Below are 25,195 nucleotides of genomic sequence, written 5' to 3' on the forward strand. Positions count from 1 at the left end.
ATTGTAACGCTATTTCAGGACAAGACAATATTTATAAAAAACCCCTCTGCAGACCTTATCTGTAGAGGGGTTTTTATAAATTTTACTTATCAATAAAAGATTAGAACTTATTCTTATTAAGTTCTTCATAGATATTAATTGGTAAGAAGTTATAACGTTGTTCATTATTTGTACCATTAGAGGCAGCATATAATTCCTTAAAAAAGCGCACAGCACCAACCGAATAATTAATTTTATCTATCCATTGATAAAAATACTTTTCTTTCGCATCAGTGTCAGCATATTCGAATACTTTACCCTTAAGCTTTTCTAAGTCCGCATCTGTAAAAATAGGACGTGACGGAAATATTTTAAAATCACCTTCCGAGATTTCTAAGTAGGACTCTATCCATTGTACATCTTTTTGATATTGATCAACTAATTTGTTTTCAAGAGAAAGATGAATCTCTTCTTCTAACAAAATTCGTAACGTACTTCTTTTGGCAATCAAATCATCAATTTTAAAGGTTAGTGTACTATTACTTCCTAAGTGAAACTGACCATCTCCATTACTTTCTTCCATGACCACCGTAAAAGGAATCCCATTAACACTTCGAACATTGAATTCTTCACTATTAGCAGGTTCTATAATGATTTGATCATTTTTTTGCGCTTGTATATGTAGTACAAAGCATAAAGCCAAAACCATTGGTAGTAGCTTTTTTACATTCCATTTTTTAATTATGTACATGATACTAAGATATTTTTATAAGGTTAAATTTATAATTTTGTATGTTTTTAAAATTCGTTTTTAGCGAAAATCATCTGCATTTTAAATTTTGTTCAAAAAGCAAACAAAAAGCTATTCGTCGGCAAAAATAGTATTTAATCGGGATTTTTAGTAATAAATATCATATTTTCTGATTTTTTTTTGGCCTAATTAATCAATTCTATGTTCCGAAAATGAATATTAACAGTAAAAAGAGATAAAATTAAAGACGATACAAATTTTATATCATACAGTTTTTTAAAGTATATGGTATTATAAATAACAAATCTTATGCCGAAATTCTAAGTTATAACATAATTAGATATCTTTTTAATAATTCACTTTGTTTTTTGTTACTGTCTATATTTCAGGTAAATAATGGGTTGAAAGAGGGGCGAATGCCCCCTTTTTATGTGCTAAGAGATCAATACATTTATGTGTCAAATAATAGTTGTACCAATTTTATGCAATAGAACTTCGTAATAAGGCTTGAAAACGCATTAAAGATTTGTGTTTTCTATTGTGTAAAATGAGTTGAATAGTAGGATCACTTTTTTAAATCATAATTACATGAAAAATAAATCAAGTATAGGTATAATACTCCTATCCTTATATCTAATGCTATTAGGATGTGAGTCAGAAATAAAAAATGAGACACGTTGTGGGTTTGATGAGTATGTCGAAAATAAGCTTACCACAAACGAAGATTTTAGAAATAATGTTGCAAAAGTAGAAGAATTAATCCAGCAATATCAGAGTACAATTCTTCAGGGAGCAGATGGATTACGCGGAGGAAGAATTGTTATTCCGGTTGTAGTACATGTTCTTCATAATGGAGAAGATGTAGGGGTTGGGACAAATATTAGTGATGCTCAAATACAGAGTCAGATTGATGTTATGAACCGGGATTTTAGGAAACTTAATGTAGATATTAGTGGTGTTCCTTCGGATTTTTCGGGTATAACAGCCGATTCAAGGATAGAATTTCAATTGGCAAGAAGAGATCCTGATTGTAATCCTACAAACGGAATTACACGCCAGAGAGCAGGGAGAACCTCTTTTTCTTTTGTTGATGATGATGCCAAAACTACCTCAACAGGAGGTCGAGATTCATGGGACACAGAAAAATACCTTAATATGTGGACCGTAGGTTCACTACGTGTTGAGTTGGGTATAGATCCAATAGGATATTCATCTTTTCCTAATGCTCCAGAATTTGTAGATGCAGGTCTGGGAGTAGATGATGATTTACAGGGATTTGTTTGTGAGTCAAATACGTTTGGTAATATAGGATCTGTCCCTTCGACCTCTCCATTTAATGATGGTAGAACCGGTGTACATGAATTTGGACATTTTTTTGGTTTATGGCATATTTGGAGACAGCCAGGTTGTAGTAATTCTGATGAGGTAGATGATACACCCAATCAAGATAATTCTTATAGTGGGACCCCAACACATCCGCAAAACTCTTGTGATAGTGATGATATGTTTATGAATTATATGGACTATGTAAATGATAGTGCTATGCTTGCTTTTACAAAAGATCAAGTAGATAGAATGGTTGGTAGTTTATATACAACAAGAGCAACACTAATAGGGTCTGATGGGCTTTTACCACCTCCTGATGATAGTGCAGGAGCTGATATTTTTATACAAGATACACCAGAAGATGTTGGGAATGAGCCTAATAATGAGTCAGATAAGTTTTATGTTAGTGAAGATATTTGGATACGAAATTCGAGCGGAATTATAAATCAGGAGCACGAAAACCCACTATATTCTAGTACAGGCACATGGTATGTATATGTAAGGGTACGTAACAAAGGTTGTGCTTCTTCGACAGATACCAATGTAGAGTTGTATTGGGCAAAAGCCTCATCAGGGCTTAGCTGGACTAGCCCTTGGGATGGTAGTGTAAGTATTGATGGTGCAGCTATGGGAGGTCAGATAGGAACACAACCAACAGGAGTAATTCAGGGTGGAGGATATACAATATTAGAATACGAATGGACCAATATCCCGAATCCTGATGATTATGTTAGTTTCGGAGCAGATAAAACACATTTTTGCTTATTGGCTCGTGCAGAATCAGGAATCACTTTTCCTGAAACAACTAGTTTGGGAGAAAATGTAAAAAACAATAATAACATAGCCTGGAAAAATATAGATATTGCTGTTCCTGGAGACGGAGGTAGAGAATCTACCATTATGGTTGGTAATTATGAGAGAGATCGTGAGTATGAAATGACCTTGGTTTTTGAAGATGCAAATGAGATTGAAGCATCGGTATTTGAGTATGGGGAAGTTTTTATAGCATTGCATCCAGAATTATTAAAAAAATGGACAGATGGTGGAGAAAAAGGGACTGGAGTTCTCAAAATCAGTGATAGTATTATCAAAATTGATCAACCCGGAGCGCGTCTAGAAGGTATATTACTCGACCCTCTCGATATTTATGCTTGTACCATTATGTTTAAAGAAACGCAACCCATGCCAGGCCCCAAAGTATATTTTATGGATGTAGAACAGTATGAAGGTTCAACTTCTGTCAATAAAAAAATAGGAGGACAGAGAATTTTGGTAAAGGTCTGGAACCAAAAGTAAAGAAATAAGATTACCACATTGTCAACACTTTTAGAAGCCTCTACGCAGTAGTAGGCTTCTTTATTTTATACCCTTAGGTTTTGTTGTTGATTCATATAAGGTGTTCTAAGTACCTTTATAATGCCAGAGAAAACAACAAATCTGAATAAAATCTTCACTTTTTTTGTAACATTTTTCCCTTTCGAGACATACACTAGTATCATAATGTTTACTATCAATTATTATTTTATGAAAAAAAAATGTTTACTAAGTATTTTTACAGCACTCATGTTTATATCTACTCAGGCACAATCAGGAACAGATGAATATATTGACGTATCTATCGGTTTGGGAATAAGTACGCCTTTTGACGATGTCGACATTTATGGAGCTGGTTTCTATATACAAGGAGAATATGTGTTTGGTATATCAAACTGGGTTGATTTGCGGCCATATGCTGGGTTAATGTTAGCAAAAACAGTTGTAAAAGATAACCAAGAAACACTACTAGAATATAAGGCAGATGCTAATGCCTTTTTATTCGGAGGCAAAGCTCGTATTATCGCCCCAATTCCTTGGGTTGCACCATATATGGAAATAGGAATTGGAGGATCTATCGGTACATTCGAAACGTTTACACCCTTTACAGACATAAAAAAGAATGGATTGCTATTGCATATTCCGTTCTCTATTGGAGTAGCATTAGGACGTGATCACAATTTTAATCTTGAGCTTACCTATTACATTCACCCATCTGTTAGACAGCTTTCGGGGGCAACAGCCATTGGCTTATCTATTCCGTTGCGTACTAATAAATAAAACCTATTTTTTAAAGCTGTTCAGAATCATTTAATTTCAAGTTCACAAAGACTAATATTTGTTTAATAATAGAAAAACATGAAGGATACCTACGCAATCTTACCAGACCGAATAAAAGCAGTGATTATCGATGGTATAGTCTTAGTGGCTGCCATGTTTGCAATTACCGAAATATTTTCTTTTTTTGATGAGGTTCCCGATATGATTCGCAGGTAGAGTCCTTTAATTTTTGCACTCTATTCAAATACTAATTGTCATTAAATCAATATCAAAAAGTATTGAATAAGTACAATTAAGATTAAAATATGGAAACATAAAAAACAAAAAAGCTTCATAGGATCTAATCTTATGAAACTTTTTTTATTAAGTGGAGAAGAGCGGATTCGAACCGCCGACCTCTTGACTGCCAGTCAAGCGCTCTAGCCAACTGAGCTACATCCCCAAAATATATTGGACGTCAAAAATACTCTTTTTTCTTAAAGTTTATTTAAAAACATAACAGAATAGTTGTTATCCTGAGTAACTGCCATATAAAGTTAGTACTTTTGGTGTTCTCAAAAACAAATATGATCCGCAAAGCAGTATTCTCTGATCTTGATACGATTCATAAACTAACCAAAGCTTGTGCAAAAGCGATGATCACTAATGGGATTTATCAATGGAATGAGCACTACCCTACCAGAGAGCGATTGTATCTTGATATAGAATTGCAGGAGTTATATGTGTTCGCAGAACACCACCAAATCAGAGGTATGATCGTTTTAACACCTATGATGGATGAAGAGTATATACCTATTCAATGGATAACTCCTAGTGGTAACAACCTTTATGTACATCGGTTAGCAGTACATCCAGAATTTTGGGGACAGGGATATGCTCAGCAACTCATGAGTTTTGCAGAAGAGTGTGGTAGAAAAAGAGCGTTTAATTCATTGAGGTTAGACACATTTAGTCAGAATTCCCGAAATCAAAAATTTTATGAAACCAGAGGATATCAACGTTTGGGAAACATATTTTTTCCAAAACAAAGCGAGCACCCCTTTTATTGTTATGAACTCGCGTTATGAGTAACATAATAGGTTTTAGAAATATAAATCGTCTTGCTGTACCAGCTATTATTGCAGGTATTGCAGAACCTTTATTGTCGATTACAGACACAGCAATTGTTGGTAATATTCCAGAATATGGCACAGAGTCTTTGGCCGCTGTGGGTATTGTGGGCTCCTTTTTATCTGCTTTGATTTGGATTCTTGGTCAAACTCGAAGTGCAATATCAGCTATTATTTCACAATATTTGGGAGCAGGCAAAATAGAAGAAGTAAAAACACTACCAGCACAAGCTATATTTTTTAATGTATGTCTAAGCATCCTCGTATTATTATCTACTGTTTTTTTCGTGGAAGAAATTTTTAAACTCTATAATGCTTCTGGATTAATATTAAAGTATTGTGTCGCGTATTATGATATTAGGGTTTGGGGATTTCCGTTAACCTTATTTACGTTTGCAGTTTTTGGTATTTTTAGGGGACTCCAGAATACCTTTTGGCCTATGATCGTGGCATTGATTGGTGCAGTAAGTAATATTATTTTAGACATTATTCTTGTGTATGGTATTGATGAGTTGATAGATCCGATGGGAATTATCGGAGCGGCATGGGCGAGTTTGATTTCGCAGTTTCTGATGGCAATTATTGTTTTTATACTCCTAATTTCTAAGACAGAGGTTAGTCTCAGACTACGATTTCCGCTAAATAAAGAATTAGGAAGGTTAATTACCATGAGTCTTAATCTTTTTGTACGCTCAATAGCATTAAATACTACCTTGTATTTTGCAACATCATATGCTACAGATTATGGTGATAAGTATATTGCTGCCTATACTATAGCTATGAATATCTGGATGTTTACCGCATTTTTTATTGATGGATATGGAGCGGCAGGTAATATCTTAAGTGGAAAACTTCTGGGAGCCAAGGACTATATCAAGTTATGGACGCTGGGAAAACGTGTAAGTCTGTATGGTATCGGAGTAAGTATTATTCTAGCAATTATAGGATTTGTTTTTTACCAACCCATAGGAACTATATTTACCAGTGAAGAGTTGGTGTTAGAGACTTTCTATAGCACTTTTTTTATCGTCTTATTGGTACAACCGATAAATGGTTTGGCTTTTGTATTTGACGGAATTTTTAAAGGGTTAGGTAAAATGGGGTACTTAAGAAATGTATTATTGGGTGCAACATTTATAGGGTTTCTACCTACACTATATCTTTGCAATTATTTTGATTTGAAATTATACGGAATCTGGATTGGGTTTACCGTTTGGGCATTATTTAGAGGTGTAGCTCTAATAATAAAGTTTAGAAACACTTTTTTGCCTTTGATTCGGGAGTAATAAATAATACCATGTAAACTTTGAGCGTAACTGTAATAAAACACTCTTTTTCATGGTTGCTCAATAGTAAAAGGTGTAGTTGTATTGACTTACAATTTTTCTACTTCAGATACAAAAAAACAACTGACTTTCTTTTTCTGTAAATGCAAGATCAATAGATGTAACTTAGATTATGTGTTGTAGGATAATGATAAGAGAATACTTGTAATATTAGTTTTATCTCGTAACCTAAGATATTCTAAAAAGTAGCCGTCTAAAAAGAGATCCATTTTCGATGCTTTTTAGACGACCTAATTAGTAAGTGCGACGTATTTAATACATGTACTGTAGTGCAATTATATCGTAATTACTAAATTCACCATCTTCATTACCTTCAAAACAGGAAATCATTACAGAATCGTAGTCGAGGCCACTAGCACCATATTGATTAACCGAGGGCGTCCCAGGAACGTATACGGCTCCATATGAAGTAGTTCCTTCATTAGAACCGTCGCATTTTCTGTATGCATAGTCTGTATGTCTAAACCCAAGACAGTGTCCAATCTCATGAGTCATTAAATGTTCATTGATTTGATTATCGTAGTTATTCATACCACCATAAACAGCAACCGTATACCCTGGGTTACCATTGCTAGGAAATTCTGCAACAGCTCCAGCATCAGTACCTCCTGCATTATAGATAATAATATCACCATTAGTAGACGCGGCAAATGTTAGGTTAAACGTTAAGGAAGTGTTTATGTTATTGTAATTATTAATAGCATATTGTAACCCCTGTTGCATAACGGTAGTTAGCGCATATCCATTACCGGTATACCCAATTACATTTATAGTTGTATTTTGATCTACAAGATTTGTGGTTCGGTACTGTTTGGTCCCATCAGGGCTAGATTCGAGGGCATATTCTTCTAGTCGATCCAAACGTAAAAATATATCTGAAGATAGAATTCCTTTTGAGGATGATCCATCTAAATGATTTAGAAGAGTATATTTTGCATTTGTTGTATTAACTCCTGCTTTGATAAGGGCTTCTTTATGTTTGTCAGAAATTTCTGGGGCATCAGTTTCAGTTTGTATTTCTGTAGTTATTTCTTCTTTTTGGCAAGATATTACTGCACTCGCAGTAAGCACACATAGTGCGATTAATTGAATTTTCTTCATTTGTATAAGAGTTGAGTTTGTGTTAATTCGTATTGTGAAACAAAAATGTATAGGCCTTACATAAGTTTGATGCACAATAATCAGTAAAAGCTTAAGCTAATTTGAAATTTCAAATAGAGTTCGAAGATATGGTAATTTTTTACACAAAATGCCATTTGATTGATTTATACTCATTAAATCAGTAAAAACACTGTATTAAATTCAATAAAAATGATAAATTGTTAAATTTATTTGATAATAATTTGGGTAAAAAATTAGTGATTTGTAAAAGAATAAGAAGTGAAAATAGTACCACCTAAAAAAAGAAGTCTTTTTCTTACAAAAAAGGAGGTGGTAATTCCTTGAAGTTAAATAAAAGTTAATCCTATTATTGGCTACTGTATTTATCCGTTTTCGAGATAATTCTACACAACATAAGTTTAGTTACATCTTTCTACTATACTTTTTCAAAGCACAAAAGATGTATTAATAAGTTAAAAGAAAAAAACATACAGTAGTAAAGGTGTATAGATAAGGACTAAAAGAATCCCTAATCTCACTCTGTTTTCCTCAAAAAATCGTTCTATCCTCATACCACATTTCTTTTTGTATTAATATTCTATTTTTTTGATCGAGTTGTATTAGGTATACTATGAATATGCATACACCCGTAATCAATAATAAATTAGCAAAGACAATGCCAGAAGTAGTTCAATACTTCAATTAATTTATAGTTTGTTTTCTTATTTATTGTAGAAATTAATGTCGGATAATATCTTAAGATGTAATTCTTAATACGTTACCCGACATTCCAATTACAATTAACACAATCAATTTTTTCCCATCGAGTTTTGTTCTTTACACAAAAACTATGCATGCATAACGTTAGAATAGTAATTTAATTTTATAAAGGCTATATTTTTATTTAGTGGATCAAGTAAATTTAGGTTGACGATAAATTAAAATACCAGTTCTAATATGAGAAATGGCATTAAACCAAAAGATTATCTATTTTTACTTAAAAAGTAACATTTTATGACAACTACACGATCCAATGGTAGTCTATATACACACATAGAAAATAATATTGCCACAATCGAGTTTGGCCATCCAGCCAGTAATTCATTTCCCTCAGAGTTATTGTCGCGATTGACTAAGGCTTTTGATCAATTATCAAAAGATAAATCGACTCATGTAATTATTCTTAAATCAGAAGGAGATCGCGCCTTTTGTGCAGGAGCATCATTTGATGAGTTAAAATCAATACAAAATTTAGATCAAGGTAAACAGTTTTTTATGGGCTTTGCCAATGTGATCAATGCCATGCGTAAATGTAAGAAACCTATTATTGGTAGGATACATGGTAAAACTGTTGGGGGTGGCGTAGGCTTGGCAGCTGCTTGTGATTATTGTATGGCTTTAGAAGGTGCATCTATTAAATTAAGTGAATTAACTATTGGTATTGGTCCTTTTGTAATTGAGCCATCTGTAACTCGAAAAATCGGTTTGGCAGCTTTCGAATCATTGACATGGGATGCTACACAATGGAAAAATGCATATTGGGCAAAAGACAGGGGTTTATATGCAAAAGTTGTCGAAACAATCGCAGAATTAGATAAAGAAATACAGATTTTTGCAGAAAAATTGGCGAATTATAACCCCGAAGCAACACAGCGAATGAAAGAAATAAATTGGCAGGGAACCGAGCACTGGGAAGAGTTACTTGCCCAAAGAGCAAACATATCTGGTCAATTGGTGTTGTCAGAACATACTAAAAAAGCATTATCTAAGTTTACAAAATAAAAAAACATGGAAATAGTAAACTTTTTGAGCGGTAATGGATTATTCTTGATCCTTGGAATTGTATTGGTTGTTGTTTACTTTATAAATAAACGTAAGAGAAGGTAATCTTCCTTAACTTTGCATAAAATTATATAAAGTACAGGATGAGTAACATTCGGATCACCAAACAATTTTCTTTTGAAACAGGACACGCCTTATACGGATATGATGGCAAATGCAGAAATGTACACGGACATAGCTATAAACTTAGTGTAACCGTAATAGGTACTCCTATAACTGATACTTCTCATGTGAAATTGGGAATGGTAATCGATTTTGGAGATTTAAAAAAAATTGTAAAAGAGGATATTGAAGATGTGTTCGATCATGCAACAGTATTTAATAAAAATACACCTCATATAGAACTCGCCAAAGAATTGAAAGATAGAGGTCACAATGTTATTTTGGTAGATTACCAACCAACTAGTGAAAATATGGTGATTGATTTTGCCAAAAAGATAAAAGGGCGGTTACCAAAAAATATAAAATTACATTCTCTTAAACTGCAAGAGACAGATACATCATTTGCAGAGTGGTATGCCTCTGATAACTTGTAGACAGTATATTTGATATAACACATTTCTTATCTTTACTTTCTAAATTAATACTATGAATCTTCCTGAGGGGAAAAAAATATACTTTGCAAGTGATAATCATTTGGGAGCTCCAACATCAGAAAAGAGTTTTCCCAGAGAACAGAAATTTATAAAATGGCTAGATGAGGTAAAAAAAGATGCCGCAGCTATTTTTTTGTTAGGTGATTTATTTGATTTTTGGTTCGAATATAAGACAGTAGTACCCAAAGGATTTACAAGAACATTAGGAAAATTAGCAGAAATAACTGATGCAGGTATACCAGTGTATTATTTTGTAGGAAATCATGATTTATGGATGAATGGGTATTTTGAAGATGAACTTAATATTCCTGTATATCATAAACCACAAGAATTTACATTTAATAACACTAGTTTTTTTATTGGTCATGGTGATGGTTTGGGACCAGGAGATAAAGGATATAAGCGCATGAAAAAATTGTTTACCAATCCTGTGGCTAAATGGTTTTTTAGGTGGTTGCATCCCGATCTGGGAGTGCAATTAGCACAATATCTTTCTGTTAAAAATAAATTGATTTCTGGAGATGATGATGTTACTTTTTTGGGGGAAGATAATGAGTGGTTAGTGCAGTATTGTAAAAGAAAATTAGAATCAAAACATCGGGATCATTTTATTTTTGGGCATCGACATCTTCCCATGGAAATCCAATTAACTAAAGATTCAAAATATACAAATCTAGGAGACTGGGTGAGTCATTATACCTATGCTGTTTTTGAAGGTAAAGAATTGTCATTAAAGAAGTATTGAAATTTATAGGGACATCTTTTCCCAAATTTTGTAATCGACTCTTCAATAATTAATATATGATATAGATGTACACAACGGTATAAAATCTCTTTTTTTTATAAGATTTAGTATCTTCTAAGATTAAATTAGTGTAAGATATAGTTTTAGAAAAGGTGTAAAAAAAAATATCGAGAGAATGATTCCCTCGATATTTCTGGTGTTGGTTGTAGTGAAAATATATATCAAAAATCAATACATCATTGTATCTATTTTTTGATAAGTTTTAGAGTAGAGATTTTTCCGTCAAGACCTGTAGATTTTGCAAAATACATTCCTTGTGATAATCCACTTACGTCAATAGACTGTAGATCATTTGTTATATTCATTGTCATTACTTTTTTGCCAATACTATTAAAAACTTGTAAAGAATTATCTTTTGCATTTTCGATAGTTATTGTGTTACCAAATGGTACTGGTGTTATTTTTATAGCAGCCAGTTTGTCTAAAAGTGTACTACTTTTGGATGTGCTAGAGAACTGCAACCAGTTGATGTTAAATAAATAACCATTACCTCCTGTATAAACTAAGTACACATCATGTGTTCCTGTTACAGATGTAATGTTGGTGCTGTTGGTTTGCCATGCTTGATTTCCTCCAGTGTTAGAAATAGAAATTGTACCTAATAAGGGTCCAGTCACACTGTCAATTCTAACTTCGATAGTTCCTCCTGTATAGTTACAAGCTATTCTTGTATCGATACTCAGAGCTCCTGTTAGGTCAATGTTGTCATATCGGGTCCAATCTCCATTATTGATCCAACCTACATTATCCGTACCTTCTGTAGATGCTTCAGTTTGTATACCAGACATGCCATCATATTCTTCGGCTTCAATTCTAGAGAACGAAGTACTAGGAGTATCTGTCGATGTACTTATAGTGATATTAGAAATACTATATGTTTCATCACCATAGCTTGTTTTTGCATTAATAATGATTTCTATAGTATCGCCAGTAATACCAGAAACCGAAACTGTTTTTGATGAAAATGCGTTGGTGTTTTCTGAAATTACTTGTTGAGAACCGCCATCTACTTTATAATAGACATTAAGGTAATCAGCAGTTTCCATTGGTCCAACTCCTTCTATGTCCATAGATACAGTAAGGCTGCTTGAAGCGCAAGAAATATCTACAGAATCAGAGCTATAAGTTACCGTCTCTTGAGAAACTGTAAAATCATTATCACTCCAAGGTAGAGAACATGTATTCGTGGTTTCTGATGAGAATGTAAACCAGTTAATATTTAGTAAAGCATTACTGCCACCAGTAAAAACAAGATAAATGTCATTTGTTCCTGTTGTATTTGTTATTGAAGATGTTTCAGTAACCCAATCTTGCCAATCTCCTGTATTACTTACAGCAACTGTTCCTAATAAAGTTCCAGAAGTACTTCCGCTTCTAATTTCTATAGTTCCTCCAGATGTATTACTTGCAACGCGAGCCGAAAATTTATTGGCTCCGCTACCAAATGCAACATCATCAAACTTGATCCAATCACCATTATGAACCCAGCCAACATTTGTACCTTCAGAACCTGTTTGTGTTTGTATTCCAGATTGATCACAGAAATCTTCTGCTTCTATAGTAGAAAATGCCGAAACACTATCACAGGTTGGGGTAACATTACCGAATCTGGTTTCTAACCACTCCCAATCCCATTTAGGGCCAATGACGTTACAACCATCAGGGCCTATATCTGTACGACCTGGGCAACCAGTTTCATCATCTGCATCGTTTGCAGGTCCGTTACCACATTGAATATCATTATAAGGAGCATCACCATTTACATAGGCTCTATAGCTTGGGTGCTTTTCTAATTCTTCACAAAGTGTTTTTATGTTTACCTCAACACCATTAACTGTAACTGATTTATCTATAAGTCCATGATCGTAATTTGTAGAATTACACCAGCAAAAGCCATTAGCCTCAAAGCTATCGGTCCATGAAGGGTGTGAAGGGTTCCAATCTTGAGCAATGGTTTTTTCCGTTGGAAGACAAAAAATAAAAAGGAGTAAGAGTAAAAGTCGAGATTTCATAGTTTAGGGTTTTGGATTTGGAATGTGTTTGTTTTACGAAAAGTATTTGTTTACGTTGTAAATACTTGAGTGTCATTAAGACACAAAGCATACAAAGGTAGTTTTAAGAATATCACGTATGACCTTAAAACTAGTATTCGATAGTGTTCAATTAGTATTAGTTCACTATTTGTACAAAACAGATTTTTTTACTTATCGATCAGAAGGATTATTGGCTAGTAATCTGAAGTCTTGATACTAGTAATTCTTGTGAAACCTCAATACCTATTTCTTCATTTTCTGAAAAAGAATGCATGTTTTCAATAAAAATTATACCATTAGCAAATACAGATTCAATAAGAAAATGACTTCCCTGAAAATAGGATTTTTTTACCCTAGCTCGCACAGTTGAATTTTTGTTGATACGTAATTCGTGAGGATATATAAGTACAGATTCTCCGTTGTTGTATTCTGGAAAAAAGGTTTGCAGTCTTATTTTGTTGACTTCACCAAAAAGTGAGGCAATATAAAAATTGGTGGGGTTTTTATAGAGTTTTAGTGTCTTTTCCTGCGTCAATATAGCGCCTTGTTGGATAACAATCGTTTCATCTGCAAAAGAAAGGATGTCGGTTTTGTCATGCGTGGCGGTGATACTAGTGATTTTATTTCTTTTAAGATACCTAAAAAGGTTTCTGCGAAGTGAGCTACGTCTAAAATTGTCAATATTACCGAATGGCTCATCAAGTAATAGCAGGTCAGGTTTTTTTGCCAATGCTTTTGCTAATGCAACTCTTTGTTTCTGACCTCCACTTAAATGTTCTACTTTAATAGAGGCAAAATCGGTCATTTCTACAATCTCGAGAAGTTCTTTTACTCGGCCTTCTTTTAGTTCGGGATCGAAATTAGAAAGATACTCACCAATATTTTCTGTGACCGTTCTGAAGGATTGAAGCTCAAATTCTTGAGATAGGTATTTCATATTCTCTTCACCTGGAACAAGATTGAAGAGCGGTCCAAGTAATTTTTTTCCATTAAATGATAGGACTCCTTCCTGAGGATGCAGGAGGCCATATATAATTTTTAGCAGGGTACTTTTACCACAGCCACTGGCTCCAACCAGAGCAACATGTTGTCCTTTTTGGATAGTAAAACTTACATTTTTTAGAACCAGAAGTTCATCATAAGCAAAAGATACATTTTTAACGTCAAGCATATTTCAAATATATTGAACTTTGATGAAGTTTTTAACTAAAAATTAGACCTCTTTTTAAGAAAAGAGTTTTTTAATATGGATGAAAATACTGTATTCTTAAGATAATAATAGTTGCCTCTACTCATTAGATGAGTTTTATGTTGCAATTGATTGCTACGTTTCGGGGATGGTACTCTTTTTAAAAAAAAGAGGAATAACATTTTGCATATACAAATAGTTATCCTTTTACCTGGGTATTTACTTTTTCTGGTAATATTTCGAAGCCCATATTATATAACGTAAAGCCATAGATATCTGCAAATTGATCAATTACTTTATTTATAGGTGTTCCTGCTCCATGACCAGCGTTTGTTTCGATTCGTATTAAAGTTGGATGATCACCAGCTTGTTTTGATTGTAATTCTGCTGCAAATTTAAAAGAATGTGCAGGTACTACTCTATCGTCGTGATCCCCTGTAGTAATTAGCGTAGCAGGGTAATTTACTCCTTCTTTAATATTATGTAAGGGAGAATATGCTTTTAGATATTCAAACATTTCTTTATTTTCTTCTGAGGTTCCATAATCATATGCCCAGCCTGCTCCTGCGGTAAAGGTATGATAGCGTAGCATATCCAGAACTCCCACGGCGGGCAATGCTACCTTAATTAAGTCGGGACGCTGCGTCATAGTCGCACCAACAAGTAGTCCTCCATTAGAACCTCCTCGTATTGCAAGATAGTCACTAGAAGTATAGTTATTACTTATTAGATATTCTGCGGCAGCAATGAAGTCATTAAATACATTTTGCTTTTTTAGTTTTGTTCCTGCAATATGCCATTTTTTGCCATATTCGCCCCCACCTCTAAGATTAGGCACTGCATAGATACCACCTTGCTCCATCCATACTACATTCGCAACACTAAATGAAGGAGTAAGGCTAATATTAAAACCGCCATATCCATATAATATAGTAGGATTTTTACCAGTAAGAGCGAGCCCTTTTTTATGAGTAATAATCATTGGGACTTTAGTCCCATCTTTAGAAGTGTAAAATACTTGATTGCTTACATAATCCTCTGGGTCAAAATTAATTTTTGGTTTGCGATATACCTCTGATACTCCTTTAGAAATGGTATATTTATAGATAGTGCTAGGGGTTTTGTAATTAGTAAATGAAAAATAGACGATATCTTCTTTCTTTTTAGCATTAAATCCACTTGTGCTACCGATACCAGGTAATGATATTTCTTTAATAAGATTTCCTTGATAATCATATTGTAGTACTTTAGAAACGGCATCAACCATATATTCTGCAAAGAAATAGCCTCCTCCTTTACTAGGAATAAGCACATTATCTGTCTCAGGAATAACATCTTTCCAATTTTCTGGTACAGGGTTCGAAGCATCAACAGTAACTATTTTTTTGTTTGGAGCTTCTAGATTGGTTACTAGATAGAGCGTAGTTCCTTCGTTATCTATAATGTATGTGTCACTTTTGGTGTCATCGAGAATGGTAGTAAAGGGACTATTAGGATGGGTTAGATCTTTAATAAACAGTTTGTTTCCTGATGTAGAGGTGCTTGCGGTAATAATAAGGTATCGATCGTCCTGTGTAACTCTGGCACCTGTGTATCGATATTTTTGGTCACTTGATCCTCCAAAAATTAAAACATCTTCTTTTTGAGAAGTTCCCAAACGATGATAATATACTTTATGCTGATCAGTTTTTGCCGAAAGCTCACTTCCTTTGGGTTTATCGTAGCTAGAGTAATAAAAACCTTCGTTTCCTTTCCAGGAAGTTCCAGAAAATTTTACATCTACTAGCGTATCTTCTATTACTTCATTAGATTCTATGTTTCTGACAATAATTTTTCGCCAATCACTACCTCCTTCAGAAATTGAATAGGCCACTAGCTTTCCGTTTTTAGAAAACTCGATACCTCCCAAAGAGGTTGTACCGTCTTTACTAAAGGTATTTGGATCCAAAAATACCTCAGGAATATCTCCTTCATTTTTGACACGATACAAAACGTATTGATTTTGTAGTCCGTTATTTTTATAGAAATAGGTGTACTCACCCTCTTTAAAAGGGGCAGTCTCTTTTTCATAGTTCCACAGATCCGATAGGCGTTTTTTTAAATCTTTTCTAAAAGGAATATTGTCAAGATAATCAAATGTTGTTCTATTTTGAGTAGTCACCCAATCCTTGGTCTCTTCACTTTGATCATCCTCAAGCCAACGATAAGGATCTTCTATTTGTGTATCAAAATATGTATCTATAGTTGTGACTTTTTTTGTTTCGGGATAGTTCAAAGCAGCAATATTTTTGGTATTTTTTCTTTTCACTTCATTTATACAAACTATTATGATTGCAATAACAATAATACTAGAGAGTATGAAGATTATTTTTTTCATGATATAATTCATTTGATAATTCGTCAAATCTATCAAAAGAAGTTGGTAAAAATGCTAAATAAAATATAAAAAAGACTGCCCTCAACGCAGGTCGAAGAATGTATGGGGTTTCTTCAATATTGCTTTGGGGTATAGCAATATGTAGGACAAATACGCAAGAGCAGTCAGAATTTTCTGTAAGAAACGATTTTTTTATATGTTTCAAAAATTTTGAAAGCATATAGTGTTCCCACAAAAGTAAAAACCCTTACCATCATAAAATGGTAAGGGTTTGTTAATATTTTAGAAAGATCTAAAAGACTTGTTTGTTAGCCAATTAATTTATTAGCGGCAAGGTATTCTCCTATTTGCACGGCATTGGTAGCGGCTCCTTTTCTCAGGTTGTCTGCTACGATCCACATATTAAGTGCGTTTTCTCTTGAGTGATCTCTTCGAATTCTTCCTACAAAAACATCATTTTTTCCTTCTGCATATATAGGCATAGGATAGGTGTTTGTTTCTGGGTTATCTTGTACTGTAACGCCCGGAGTATCATTAAGAATTTTTCGAACTTCACTTTCATCAAACTCATTTTCGAATTCGAGATTAACACTTTCACTATGTCCACCAACTACAGGGATTCTAATTGCTGTGGCCGTAACGGCAATACTGCGATCATCAAGGATCTTCTGCGTTTCGTTTACTAATTTCATTTCCTCTTTAGTATATCCATTTTCCTGAAAAACATCGCAATGTGGTATTGCATTTCTATGAATTGGATATGGATATGCCATTTCTCCTTTTTCACCAGCATATTCATTCTCTAGCTGTTGTACTGCTTTTACACCCGTTCCTGTAATTGATTGATAGGTAGAGATAATAGCGCGTTTAATTTTGTATTTGTCTTGCAAAGGTGCCAAGGCCATAACTAATTGTATGGTCGAGCAGTTGGGATTTGCTATTATTTTATCATTAGCAGTTAGATCCTTTGCGTTAATTTCTGGAACGACCAATTTTTTTGTGGGATCCATTCTCCAAGCAGATGAATTATCAATAACAGTAATTCCTGCTTCTGCAAATTTTGGCGCCCATTCTAATGATGTGCTACCTCCTGCAGAAAATAAAGCAACATCTGGTTTCATCTCTACTGCACTGGCTAGACCAACTACAGAAAATTCTTGACCTTTATATGAAATTTTCTTACCAATAGATCGTTCTGATGCAACAGGAATTAACTCAGTTATAGGAAAATTCCTTTCTTCTAATACTTTTAACATAACGGTTCCTACCAGTCCGGTAGCGCCGACAACAGCTACTTTCATAAAAATTAAATTTTGTTATTTCGGGTCGTAATGAACAAATCGTTTTTTATGGTTGAATTATTTTTGCTATTAAAAAAACGATACATAACCTTACTACTTTGGCAAAGTTGGGGAATATTTCCTAGATGACAAGTGTTTCCACAAAAAATATAGAAATTCATATATTTTGTTAAATATATAACAAATAATAAAGAAAAACCACCCAATTGGGTGGTTTAGATTAGAATATGTAGTATAGCGGTCGCTATAGATAAATCATGTTCTTATTATTTTTTAAGAAGATCTCTGATTTCTGCAAGTAATTCTTCTTGTGTTGGACCCGCTGGAGCCGGAGCTGCAGCTTCTTCTTTCTTTTTAGAGTTTTCATACGCTTTAAGTACTATAAATATAAAAAGCCCCACAATTATAAAATTGATAATTGCCTGAATCAAGTTACCGTATGTCATAACCGCAGCTCCTGCTTCTTGAGCAGCTGCCAGGCTTGCATATTCTGCTCCATCCAGTGCAATAAACTTTTGAGTAAAATCTGTACCGCCTGTAATAACACCTACGATTGGCATGATAATATCCGCTACAGCAGAACCTACAATTTTATTAAAAGCTCCTCCTATCACAACTGCAGTAGCTAGTGAAACGATATCTCCTTTTAAAAGGAAAGATTTGAAATCTTTAAAAAATCCCATAATTTATTATGTTTAGATGATTAGTATGTGTCGAAATTAACAAAAAATTAATGGACAAATTAGTATAAATACCTTAATAAGCATAATAATCGACAAAAATCAATATTTACCGATAACTTGACGCTTTACTCTCGGAGCTATAGCAGTAAGCAGTTCATATGAGATAGTTCCTGTATATTCAGCTACTTGTGCTGCACTATAATTACCATCAAAAATTATAACTTCATCTCCTTCCTGACAATCAATATCAGTAACATCTACCATTATCATATCCATGCAAACATTTCCTATTATATAGGCTCTTTTATTTTGTATAGTAACAAATCCATTTTTATTACCATATTGTCTGCTGATCCCATCTGCATGGCCAATCGGAATAGTAGCTGTTTTTGTATGTTTAGAGGCAATAAATGCTCTATTATATCCCAAAGAATCTCCCGATGCTAATTCATGAATTTGTGAGATTATTGATTTGAGACTCGCTACTGGTTTTAGGAATTGGTCATAAGAAGTATCGTTGCCATATCCATAGAGTCCTATTCCTGTGCGAACCATATCAAAATGTGCCTCGGGATAGTTAAATATTGCTGAAGTATTCGACTGATGTCGAATGGGCATATATCCTATTTTATCTGCAAGTGTATCTGTGATTTTTTTAAATAGATCAATTTGCTGAACCGTAAATTCTCGTTCTGCGTGATCTTCACTTGCTGCCAAATGAGAAAGAACAGAAGCGACCTTTACCGATTTTGTATGGTTAAGATCATCAGATATTTTTTCTAGATCACTTTTTTCGAAGCCAATTCGATGAAGTCCGGTGTTAAATTTAAGGTGAACAGGATAGTTTGTTTGATTTGTAGAGGTGGCGATATCTATAAAAAGTCTAAGGACTCTAAAACTATAGATGCTAGGCTCTAATGTATATTTTATTAATTCTTGAAAATTGACGGGTTGAGGGTGTAATACCAAAATCGGAATGGTTATTCCTGATTTGCGTAGCGCAATTCCTTCTGAAGCATAAGCCACCGCAAAATAGTCAACACCTATTTTTTGCAGTTGGTTTGCTATAACACTAGCATCACTACCATAACCCGAAGCTTTAACTACGGCCAATAATTTGACTGTAGAACCAATCTTACCTTTTAGATATTTAAAATTATGAGTAAGATGATCAAGGTTAATCTCTAAGACAGTTTCTGCAACATTACTCATCTGTTTTGTTGTCTTTTTTAGAGATTTCATTTGGGTCATTCACCTTTATGTTTTTGACTTTTTCTTTTAGCATTGCTTTATAATATGCTGCACGGCTCAAAGGTTCGTATTCTTCGGTTTCTCCCAATAAGACTAAGTCATTTTTTGTAGATTTTCGATAGCTAAACTGAGCCAGATTTCCGGTTCGAGTGCAAACTGCGTGTACTTTGGTTACATATTCTGCAGTTGCCATAAGTGCAGGCATTGGGCCAAATGGGTTTCCTTTAAAATCCATATCCAGTCCCGCTACGATAACACGAATTCCTTTATTGGCCAAATCATTACAAACAGCTACGATTTCATCATCAAAAAATTGTGCTTCGTCAATTCCTACTACATCACAGGTATCTGCCAGAATTCGAATATTTGCTGCAGCAGGCACAGGGGTAGACCTAATTTCGTTTGCATCATGAGAAACCACCATCTCATCATCATAACGAACATCAATAGCAGGTTTAAAAATTTCTACTTTTTGCTTAGCAAATTGTGCTCGTTTTAGCCTGCGAATCAATTCTTCGGTTTTACCCGAAAACATAGAACCACAAATTACTTCGATCCATCCAAATTGCTCTTTATAATTTACTGTATTTTCGAGAAACATTTTGTATTTTCAACATCAATTAAAGAAATCCCTTCACCTTGATACCAAACAAATTTTATATGAATGATTATAAATACTAATTATCCTTTTTTATCTTAATTTGGTAGTACTCTAAAGATGAGGTAAATTTATTAAAAAACAAAAAGCAGTATTAAAAACACATAAGAAAGTTATGAAGAAGAAATTGGAGGCAGAACTGATAAGTATCGCACATAGAATTTTGCAATTAAAAGATACCACTACCTTGTCTCAATTGCAGGAAGAATCTAGGTTGCTTTATGAGAAGTTAACGATTCTTAATTTCTCAGAATCTCATTTTGCTGGCCCCCAACCAACTATTGGGCAAATAAAAGCTGTTCTGGATACTGCAGAACTTAATACTGTAGAACAAGAAATAGAGAATGAAGTAGCTCCTTTGGCCCCAGAAGTTGTAGAAAATAATATTGAGGGTCCTGCTCCAATTGTAGAGACACAAGAACCTACTCATGTAAAAGAACCTGAGGTGCCAGAAGAGAGATCAGAAATATCAGAAGCACCTATTGTAGAAAATAAACCAGAATTGATTATCGAAGAAATCAATGCTCGAGTAAGTGAAGATCTTTTTATCAGGGCACAACCTCAGGATAATGAAGATCATTCTTTTTCTGAACCAGATACGCTAACACCAGTATCTGATGAAGATGACACAATGGACATACAGGAAGATACTCAAGATGTTTTTGAGCAAGATGAGGTAATGTTAGATCAAAAAAATGAGGAAAAACCAAAATCCTTGAATGACCAACTCAAAAAAGAAATTCATATTGGTCTAAATGATCGATTAGCGTTTATTAAATATCTTTTTGAAGGAAATGCATTGGACTATAATCGTGTTTTATCTCAATTAAATACACTTACTACCAAAAGTGAAGCACAAACATTAATTACAACCATGATTAAACCTGATTATCATAATTGGGAAGGTAAAGAAGAATATGAGGAACGTTTTATGAATGCCATTTTTAGTAAATATGATCAATAAGTATTACCTCCTCTTTTTAGTTTCGTAAGAAAGCGATCGTATATTCAGTTTGCAACAGATTAAGCCCTTTAGGGCATGTTTAAGTCAAGAATGATATAAAAAAAGAAGTGATGTCTACAAAAAACTTTTTTAGCTAAAATCAAATAAATGGTAAACGACTTCAATATGTTTGTCAAAAGAAAGTATTTTTGGCCTGAAGTATACAATTATGTCTAAACTATATCTTGTACCTACACCTATTGGCAATCTTGAGGATATAACTCTAAGAGCCATAAAAATACTCAAAACAGTAGATCTAATATTGGCTGAAGATACTAGAACTAGTGGAAAATTATTAAAACATTTTGAGATTGTGACTACCATGCAGAGTCACCATATGCATAATGAACATAAAACTGTTGACCGTATTATTGATAGACTTAAAGGGGGAGAAACCATCGCTTTAATAAGTGATGCAGGAACTCCAGCAATTAGTGATCCAGGGTTTTTATTGACACGAGCGTGTGTAGAACAAGATATATCAGTAGAATGTTTACCAGGGGCAACAGCCTTTGTTCCTGCTTTGGTCAATAGTGGTTTGCCGAATGATAAATTTATTTTTGAAGGTTTTTTACCAGTAAAAAAGGGAAGGCAAACGAGATTAAAGATTTTGGCAGAAGAAACCCGAACAATGATTTTTTACGAATCACCACACAAATTAGTGAAGACATTAACTCAATTTGCAGAATATTTTGGTAACGAGAGACGAGTTTCTGTCTCAAGAGAGTTGACCAAACTATACGAAGAGACTATTCGAGGAACAGTGCAAGAAGTGATCCAACATTTTGAAAACAAACCACCCAAAGGTGAAATTGTAATCGTTGTTGGTGGTATACATAAATAATCAAGAAATAGATATAAAATTAAGCATGACGATTATAGAATTTATTGAAAAACTCAAAAGCGAACCATCTGCAATTGGTTTTGAAGATACGATGACGGTTATAGATACTAATTATAGCTTTAAACCAACAATGTTTATTAACGGAAACTGCACGAATGAAGCAGGACAAAATTCAGGCTCCTGTAAGTTATTTTCGTTTGCAAAACTTCAAAACCTTGACAAAGAAGAAACATTAAGGTGTTTTGGATCTTATTATAAGGACGTTTTGGATACACCTGATGGAGAAGATCACCAGAATATTCGTAATTTTATGAAAACAGGATGGGATGGGATTTCTTTTGAGCAATCTGCATTAGTTGTTGGTTAAGAAAACACCACTCTGTCTATATAATTATAAGTAAAAATTAAGTTGAAATCTCAAGACGTTTTGATTATACCGTAGTTTTTGTTGCTATTGTAGTTTTTACTCTTTGGCAACTTCCCTATTTTGGTTGGGTTCAGTATCCTTTTTGGCTTTTAGGAACCTGGTTTCATGAAATGGGGCATGGACTTACAGCTTTGTTGGTCGGAGAAAATTTTGAGCGACTCGAAATATACGAAAACGGAGGAGGAGTAGCCTATTCTTCTGTAGGTAATAGTTATTTACCTACCCATATTGCCCGAGCTTTGATTGCTGCAGGAGGGTTGTTGGGACCGGCAGTATCTGGGTCAGTGTTAATTGTATCAGCTAAGAACCCGATACATTCTCGTTTTGTACTCAGAATTTTAATAGCAGTGATTGTCATTTCTTTACTACTATGGATTCGATCTTTATGGGGATTGATCGTAATGGGCGGTTTTGTAGTTGCATTAGTAGGGATTACATTTTTTAGAAGTAGAAAACTCGAGGTAGTGATTTTATTATTTTTGGGATTGCAATGTGCACTTAGTACCTATCTTCAGCTAGATTATTTATTTACAAAACAGTTTGAGCGAGATGGAAAAGTTCAAATATCAGATACGCAATCTATAGCCCAGCATACGTTTGGTACGTACTGGATGTGGGCATTGTTGATTATTATTGTTAGTGCTTTTTTATTATGGAAAAGCTTTAGATTTTATTTTAAAAAATAATACCAGTTCTGAAGCGAATCGACGCAAAAGTAAAATACTACATTTTCCTTTAGACAAGGAAGAAAACCTGATCGGTATTCGGTCATAACCAAGAAAAGGTCATTACGAAGTTCTAATAAAGCGGGTTTAACTATATAATATAAGAGAACTTGTTGAGCCTGTGTCTATATCAAAAGGGTTTATAAATTACTAGCTGTTTTTTATTGCTGAAGTTGCTGGTATATTTTCATCATTTTTTCAGGCTCTTTCTTTGGATCGATTGAGTCAGAAATTTTGAGTTGATCCGTAAGAATATAGAATTTTGAATCTTTATTGGGGTCATCATATTCTCTAACTGCAAATGCGCTTTGTAAGGTTTCTACATGATCATAAAATAACATAATCTCATATGGGATTCCGTCAATTTTATCCAAATATGTTGTCATTTTGAGCTTGCCATTATGGTATGAATATGTATAAGTGATACCATTAATGGTTTTAGTTTTGGGTAGCGCTTTTCCGTCTTCAGTATATTCTAAATCATCTCCAATTTTTTTGCCTTTACTATATTCGGCACTACTAACTACAAGCCCTTCTTTATTGTAAGATTTTTCAGTTCCGTCGCGATACCCATTTTTGTAACTTACTTCTTTGGATAAGTGACCTTGAGGACTAAATGTTTTATGTAACTTATCTAGAAGCCCTCCTTTTACTATAAATTCTTCAGAAACTTTATTATTGTACATTACAAAATAATGTCCCGACATAAAATCTCTGTTTTTATCGACATATACAGAACGATTATATTGGTCAAACTCTACATCATAATCATCATATGTGATTTCTAGTTGTTGGAGTGCTTTTACTTCATTTATCGTTTTTTCAACTTTATGGCACCCTACCAGAACTAAAAACAATAATAAAACCCCAAGATTATTAATTGCGTAAGAGAGGGTGATTCTTGATGTTTTCGTTTGCATATGGTTTGATTTTAAGAACATTATAGTGTTTTTATGGTTGTTTTTTAGACGCTATTGGTTCCTTTTATTCTTAATGTGCATTAGTAATAGTTGTTGGATAACCCAATCATTACACATGTTTTCCTTTTTCCCAACCGTGTTTTCCTAAATATTTATTGCCTGATGCAATTGCACCTTCTTCAACCATAGTTCCCATAGAATCATTCCATCGGTTTAGATATCCAAAAAGGGAAATAACCCCAAGCATTTCGACAATTTCACCTTCGTCCCAGTATAAATATAATTCTTGTTTTATTTTTTCATCTACAGCATTAGGAATTACTGAGGCAGCAAGCGAAAAATCGAGAGCAGCTCGCTCAGCATTACTAAATGCTGGATGTGTTTTATACTCCCAAATATTATCTAATTGTTCCTGTTCTGCACCATAGCGTTCTGCTGCACGAATGGCATGCGCCTGACAATATCGACATCCTGTAGCATTGCTACTGACCCAGGCAATCATTCGTTTTAGGGCAGAAGTTACCCTACCTTCATTAGCCATAACGGCTTTATTAAGATTTATAAATGCTTTAGAAATTGCGGGTCTTCTTTGCATAGTAAGCACTGAATTAGGGCAAAAACCTAGTGTCTCGTTAAAGAATTTTGCTAATTCTTTTGTTTCTGGATCATGATCGGCAGATAATGGTGTAACTAATGCCATGAGCGTGTTTTTTTTGAGTTTGAGTTATTCATTGTTGCGAAGTAAAATACAAAACAATTTCTAAACTAGATATGGTCTATAGGTTTTTCGTATTTTGGTTTCTTATTTCAACCTTGATTTTCTTATATGTGATCA

Annotated in this window: 23 protein-coding genes and 1 tRNA gene; 12 read left to right on the forward strand and 12 right to left on the reverse strand. The window is 34.0% G+C overall.

Features of this window, described 5'->3' with window-relative positions; genetic code table 11:
• Positions 1-100: 100 nt before the first annotated feature.
• Positions 101-730, reverse strand: a complete 630-nt coding sequence (locus DZ60_RS0119195) for a hypothetical protein (RefSeq protein WP_025743640.1) — start codon at positions 728-730, stop codon at positions 101-103.
• 588 nt (positions 731-1,318) lie between these two features.
• Here DZ60_RS0119195 and DZ60_RS24465 point away from each other — a divergent pair.
• The 3 genes from DZ60_RS24465 to DZ60_RS25325 all read left to right on the forward strand — a co-directional run bounded on the left by DZ60_RS24465 (position 1,319) and on the right by DZ60_RS25325 (position 4,366).
• Positions 1,319-3,352: a M43 family zinc metalloprotease gene (locus DZ60_RS24465; protein WP_051477688.1), complete on the forward strand. Its 2,034-nt coding sequence runs from the start codon at positions 1,319-1,321 to the stop codon at positions 3,350-3,352.
• A 228-nt stretch (positions 3,353-3,580) separates the two neighbouring features.
• Positions 3,581-4,150, forward strand: coding sequence for an outer membrane beta-barrel protein (locus DZ60_RS0119205; RefSeq protein ID WP_241448762.1), 570 nt, complete (start codon positions 3,581-3,583; stop codon positions 4,148-4,150).
• A gap of 78 nt (positions 4,151-4,228) precedes the next feature.
• Entirely contained in the window at positions 4,229-4,366 is a 138-nt protein-coding gene (locus DZ60_RS25325; protein ID WP_161634442.1) for a hypothetical protein, read from the forward strand.
• 152 nt (positions 4,367-4,518) lie between these two features.
• On the opposite strand, the gene DZ60_RS0119215 is transcribed toward DZ60_RS25325, so the two are convergent.
• Positions 4,519-4,592, reverse strand: a tRNA-Ala gene (locus tag DZ60_RS0119215).
• A 124-nt stretch (positions 4,593-4,716) separates the two neighbouring features.
• On the opposite strand from DZ60_RS0119215, the gene DZ60_RS0119220 reads away from it, so the two are divergent.
• On the forward strand, positions 4,717-5,217 hold the full coding sequence (locus tag DZ60_RS0119220; RefSeq protein ID WP_025743643.1) for a GNAT family N-acetyltransferase: 501 nt from the start codon (positions 4,717-4,719) through the stop codon (positions 5,215-5,217).
• Positions 5,214-6,545, forward strand: a complete 1,332-nt coding sequence (locus DZ60_RS0119225) for an MATE family efflux transporter (RefSeq protein WP_025743644.1) — start codon at positions 5,214-5,216, stop codon at positions 6,543-6,545. Before DZ60_RS0119220 ends, DZ60_RS0119225 begins: the two co-directional genes overlap by 4 nt.
• A gap of 312 nt (positions 6,546-6,857) precedes the next feature.
• Here the strand turns inward: DZ60_RS0119225 and DZ60_RS0119230 are convergent, their stop codons facing one another.
• Positions 6,858-7,706 (reverse strand): M57 family metalloprotease, encoded by an 849-nt coding sequence (locus DZ60_RS0119230; RefSeq protein ID WP_025743645.1) that lies wholly within the window; start codon positions 7,704-7,706, stop codon positions 6,858-6,860.
• A gap of 1,014 nt (positions 7,707-8,720) precedes the next feature.
• On the opposite strand from DZ60_RS0119230, the gene DZ60_RS0119235 reads away from it, so the two are divergent.
• The 3 genes from DZ60_RS0119235 (at position 8,721) to DZ60_RS0119245 (ending at position 10,889) form a co-directional block, all read left to right on the forward strand.
• Positions 8,721-9,488 (forward strand): enoyl-CoA hydratase/isomerase family protein, encoded by a 768-nt coding sequence (locus DZ60_RS0119235; RefSeq protein WP_025743646.1) that lies wholly within the window; start codon positions 8,721-8,723, stop codon positions 9,486-9,488.
• Positions 9,489-9,631: 143 nt separating this feature from the next.
• On the forward strand, positions 9,632-10,084 hold the full coding sequence (locus DZ60_RS0119240) for a 6-pyruvoyl trahydropterin synthase family protein (protein ID WP_025743647.1): 453 nt from the start codon (positions 9,632-9,634) through the stop codon (positions 10,082-10,084).
• Positions 10,085-10,136: 52 nt separating this feature from the next.
• Positions 10,137-10,889, forward strand: coding sequence for a UDP-2,3-diacylglucosamine diphosphatase (locus tag DZ60_RS0119245; protein ID WP_025743648.1), 753 nt, complete (start codon positions 10,137-10,139; stop codon positions 10,887-10,889).
• Positions 10,890-11,134: 245 nt separating this feature from the next.
• Here the strand turns inward: DZ60_RS0119245 and DZ60_RS24470 are convergent, their stop codons facing one another.
• The 7 genes from DZ60_RS24470 to DZ60_RS0119285 all read right to left on the reverse strand — a co-directional run bounded on the left by DZ60_RS24470 (position 11,135) and on the right by DZ60_RS0119285 (position 20,384).
• Positions 11,135-12,961: a carbohydrate-binding protein gene (locus DZ60_RS24470; RefSeq protein ID WP_025743649.1), complete on the reverse strand. Its 1,827-nt coding sequence runs from the start codon at positions 12,959-12,961 to the stop codon at positions 11,135-11,137.
• A 208-nt stretch (positions 12,962-13,169) separates the two neighbouring features.
• Positions 13,170-14,153, reverse strand: a complete 984-nt coding sequence (locus DZ60_RS0119255) for an ABC transporter ATP-binding protein (RefSeq protein ID WP_025743650.1) — start codon at positions 14,151-14,153, stop codon at positions 13,170-13,172.
• A 217-nt stretch (positions 14,154-14,370) separates the two neighbouring features.
• On the reverse strand, positions 14,371-16,548 hold the full coding sequence (locus tag DZ60_RS0119260) for a prolyl oligopeptidase family serine peptidase (RefSeq protein WP_025743651.1): 2,178 nt from the start codon (positions 16,546-16,548) through the stop codon (positions 14,371-14,373).
• Positions 16,549-16,856: 308 nt separating this feature from the next.
• Entirely contained in the window at positions 16,857-17,849 is a 993-nt protein-coding gene (locus DZ60_RS0119270) for an aspartate-semialdehyde dehydrogenase (protein ID WP_025743653.1), read from the reverse strand.
• A 266-nt stretch (positions 17,850-18,115) separates the two neighbouring features.
• Complete coding sequence (gene mscL / locus DZ60_RS0119275) at positions 18,116-18,532, reverse strand: large conductance mechanosensitive channel protein MscL (RefSeq protein ID WP_025743654.1); 417 nt, start codon at positions 18,530-18,532, stop codon at positions 18,116-18,118.
• Between the two features lie 99 nt (positions 18,533-18,631).
• Positions 18,632-19,774, reverse strand: coding sequence for an alanine racemase (gene alr / locus DZ60_RS0119280; RefSeq protein ID WP_241448763.1), 1,143 nt, complete (start codon positions 19,772-19,774; stop codon positions 18,632-18,634).
• Positions 19,737-20,384, reverse strand: coding sequence for a thymidine kinase (locus tag DZ60_RS0119285; protein ID WP_025743657.1), 648 nt, complete (start codon positions 20,382-20,384; stop codon positions 19,737-19,739). Before DZ60_RS0119285 ends, alr begins: the two co-directional genes overlap by 38 nt.
• Before the next feature lie 172 nt (positions 20,385-20,556).
• Here DZ60_RS0119285 and DZ60_RS0119290 point away from each other — a divergent pair, with 172 nt between their 5' ends.
• The 4 genes from DZ60_RS0119290 to DZ60_RS0119305 all read left to right on the forward strand — a co-directional run bounded on the left by DZ60_RS0119290 (position 20,557) and on the right by DZ60_RS0119305 (position 23,401).
• Positions 20,557-21,405: a hypothetical protein gene (locus tag DZ60_RS0119290; RefSeq protein WP_025743658.1), complete on the forward strand. Its 849-nt coding sequence runs from the start codon at positions 20,557-20,559 to the stop codon at positions 21,403-21,405.
• Between the two features lie 208 nt (positions 21,406-21,613).
• On the forward strand, positions 21,614-22,288 hold the full coding sequence (rsmI, locus tag DZ60_RS0119295; RefSeq protein WP_025743659.1) for a 16S rRNA (cytidine(1402)-2'-O)-methyltransferase: 675 nt from the start codon (positions 21,614-21,616) through the stop codon (positions 22,286-22,288).
• A gap of 25 nt (positions 22,289-22,313) precedes the next feature.
• Entirely contained in the window at positions 22,314-22,655 is a 342-nt protein-coding gene (locus DZ60_RS0119300) for a HopJ type III effector protein (protein WP_025743660.1), read from the forward strand.
• Between the two features lie 86 nt (positions 22,656-22,741).
• The gene (locus DZ60_RS0119305) at positions 22,742-23,401 is read left to right on the forward strand and encodes a M50 family metallopeptidase (RefSeq protein ID WP_241448764.1); all 660 of its coding nucleotides are present in this window, start codon (positions 22,742-22,744) and stop codon (positions 23,399-23,401) included.
• Between the two features lie 200 nt (positions 23,402-23,601).
• Here DZ60_RS0119305 and DZ60_RS0119310 read toward each other — a convergent pair whose 3' ends face one another.
• Positions 23,602-24,360 (reverse strand): toxin-antitoxin system YwqK family antitoxin, encoded by a 759-nt coding sequence (locus DZ60_RS0119310; protein WP_025743662.1) that lies wholly within the window; start codon positions 24,358-24,360, stop codon positions 23,602-23,604.
• A gap of 109 nt (positions 24,361-24,469) precedes the next feature.
• Positions 24,470-25,060: a carboxymuconolactone decarboxylase family protein gene (locus tag DZ60_RS0119315; RefSeq protein ID WP_025743663.1), complete on the reverse strand. Its 591-nt coding sequence runs from the start codon at positions 25,058-25,060 to the stop codon at positions 24,470-24,472.
• Positions 25,061-25,195: the final 135 nt, after the last annotated feature.

The sequence above is a fragment of the Aquimarina pacifica genome, from assembly GCF_000520955.1.
Classification (GTDB): Bacteria; Bacteroidota; Bacteroidia; order Flavobacteriales; family Flavobacteriaceae; genus Aquimarina; species Aquimarina pacifica.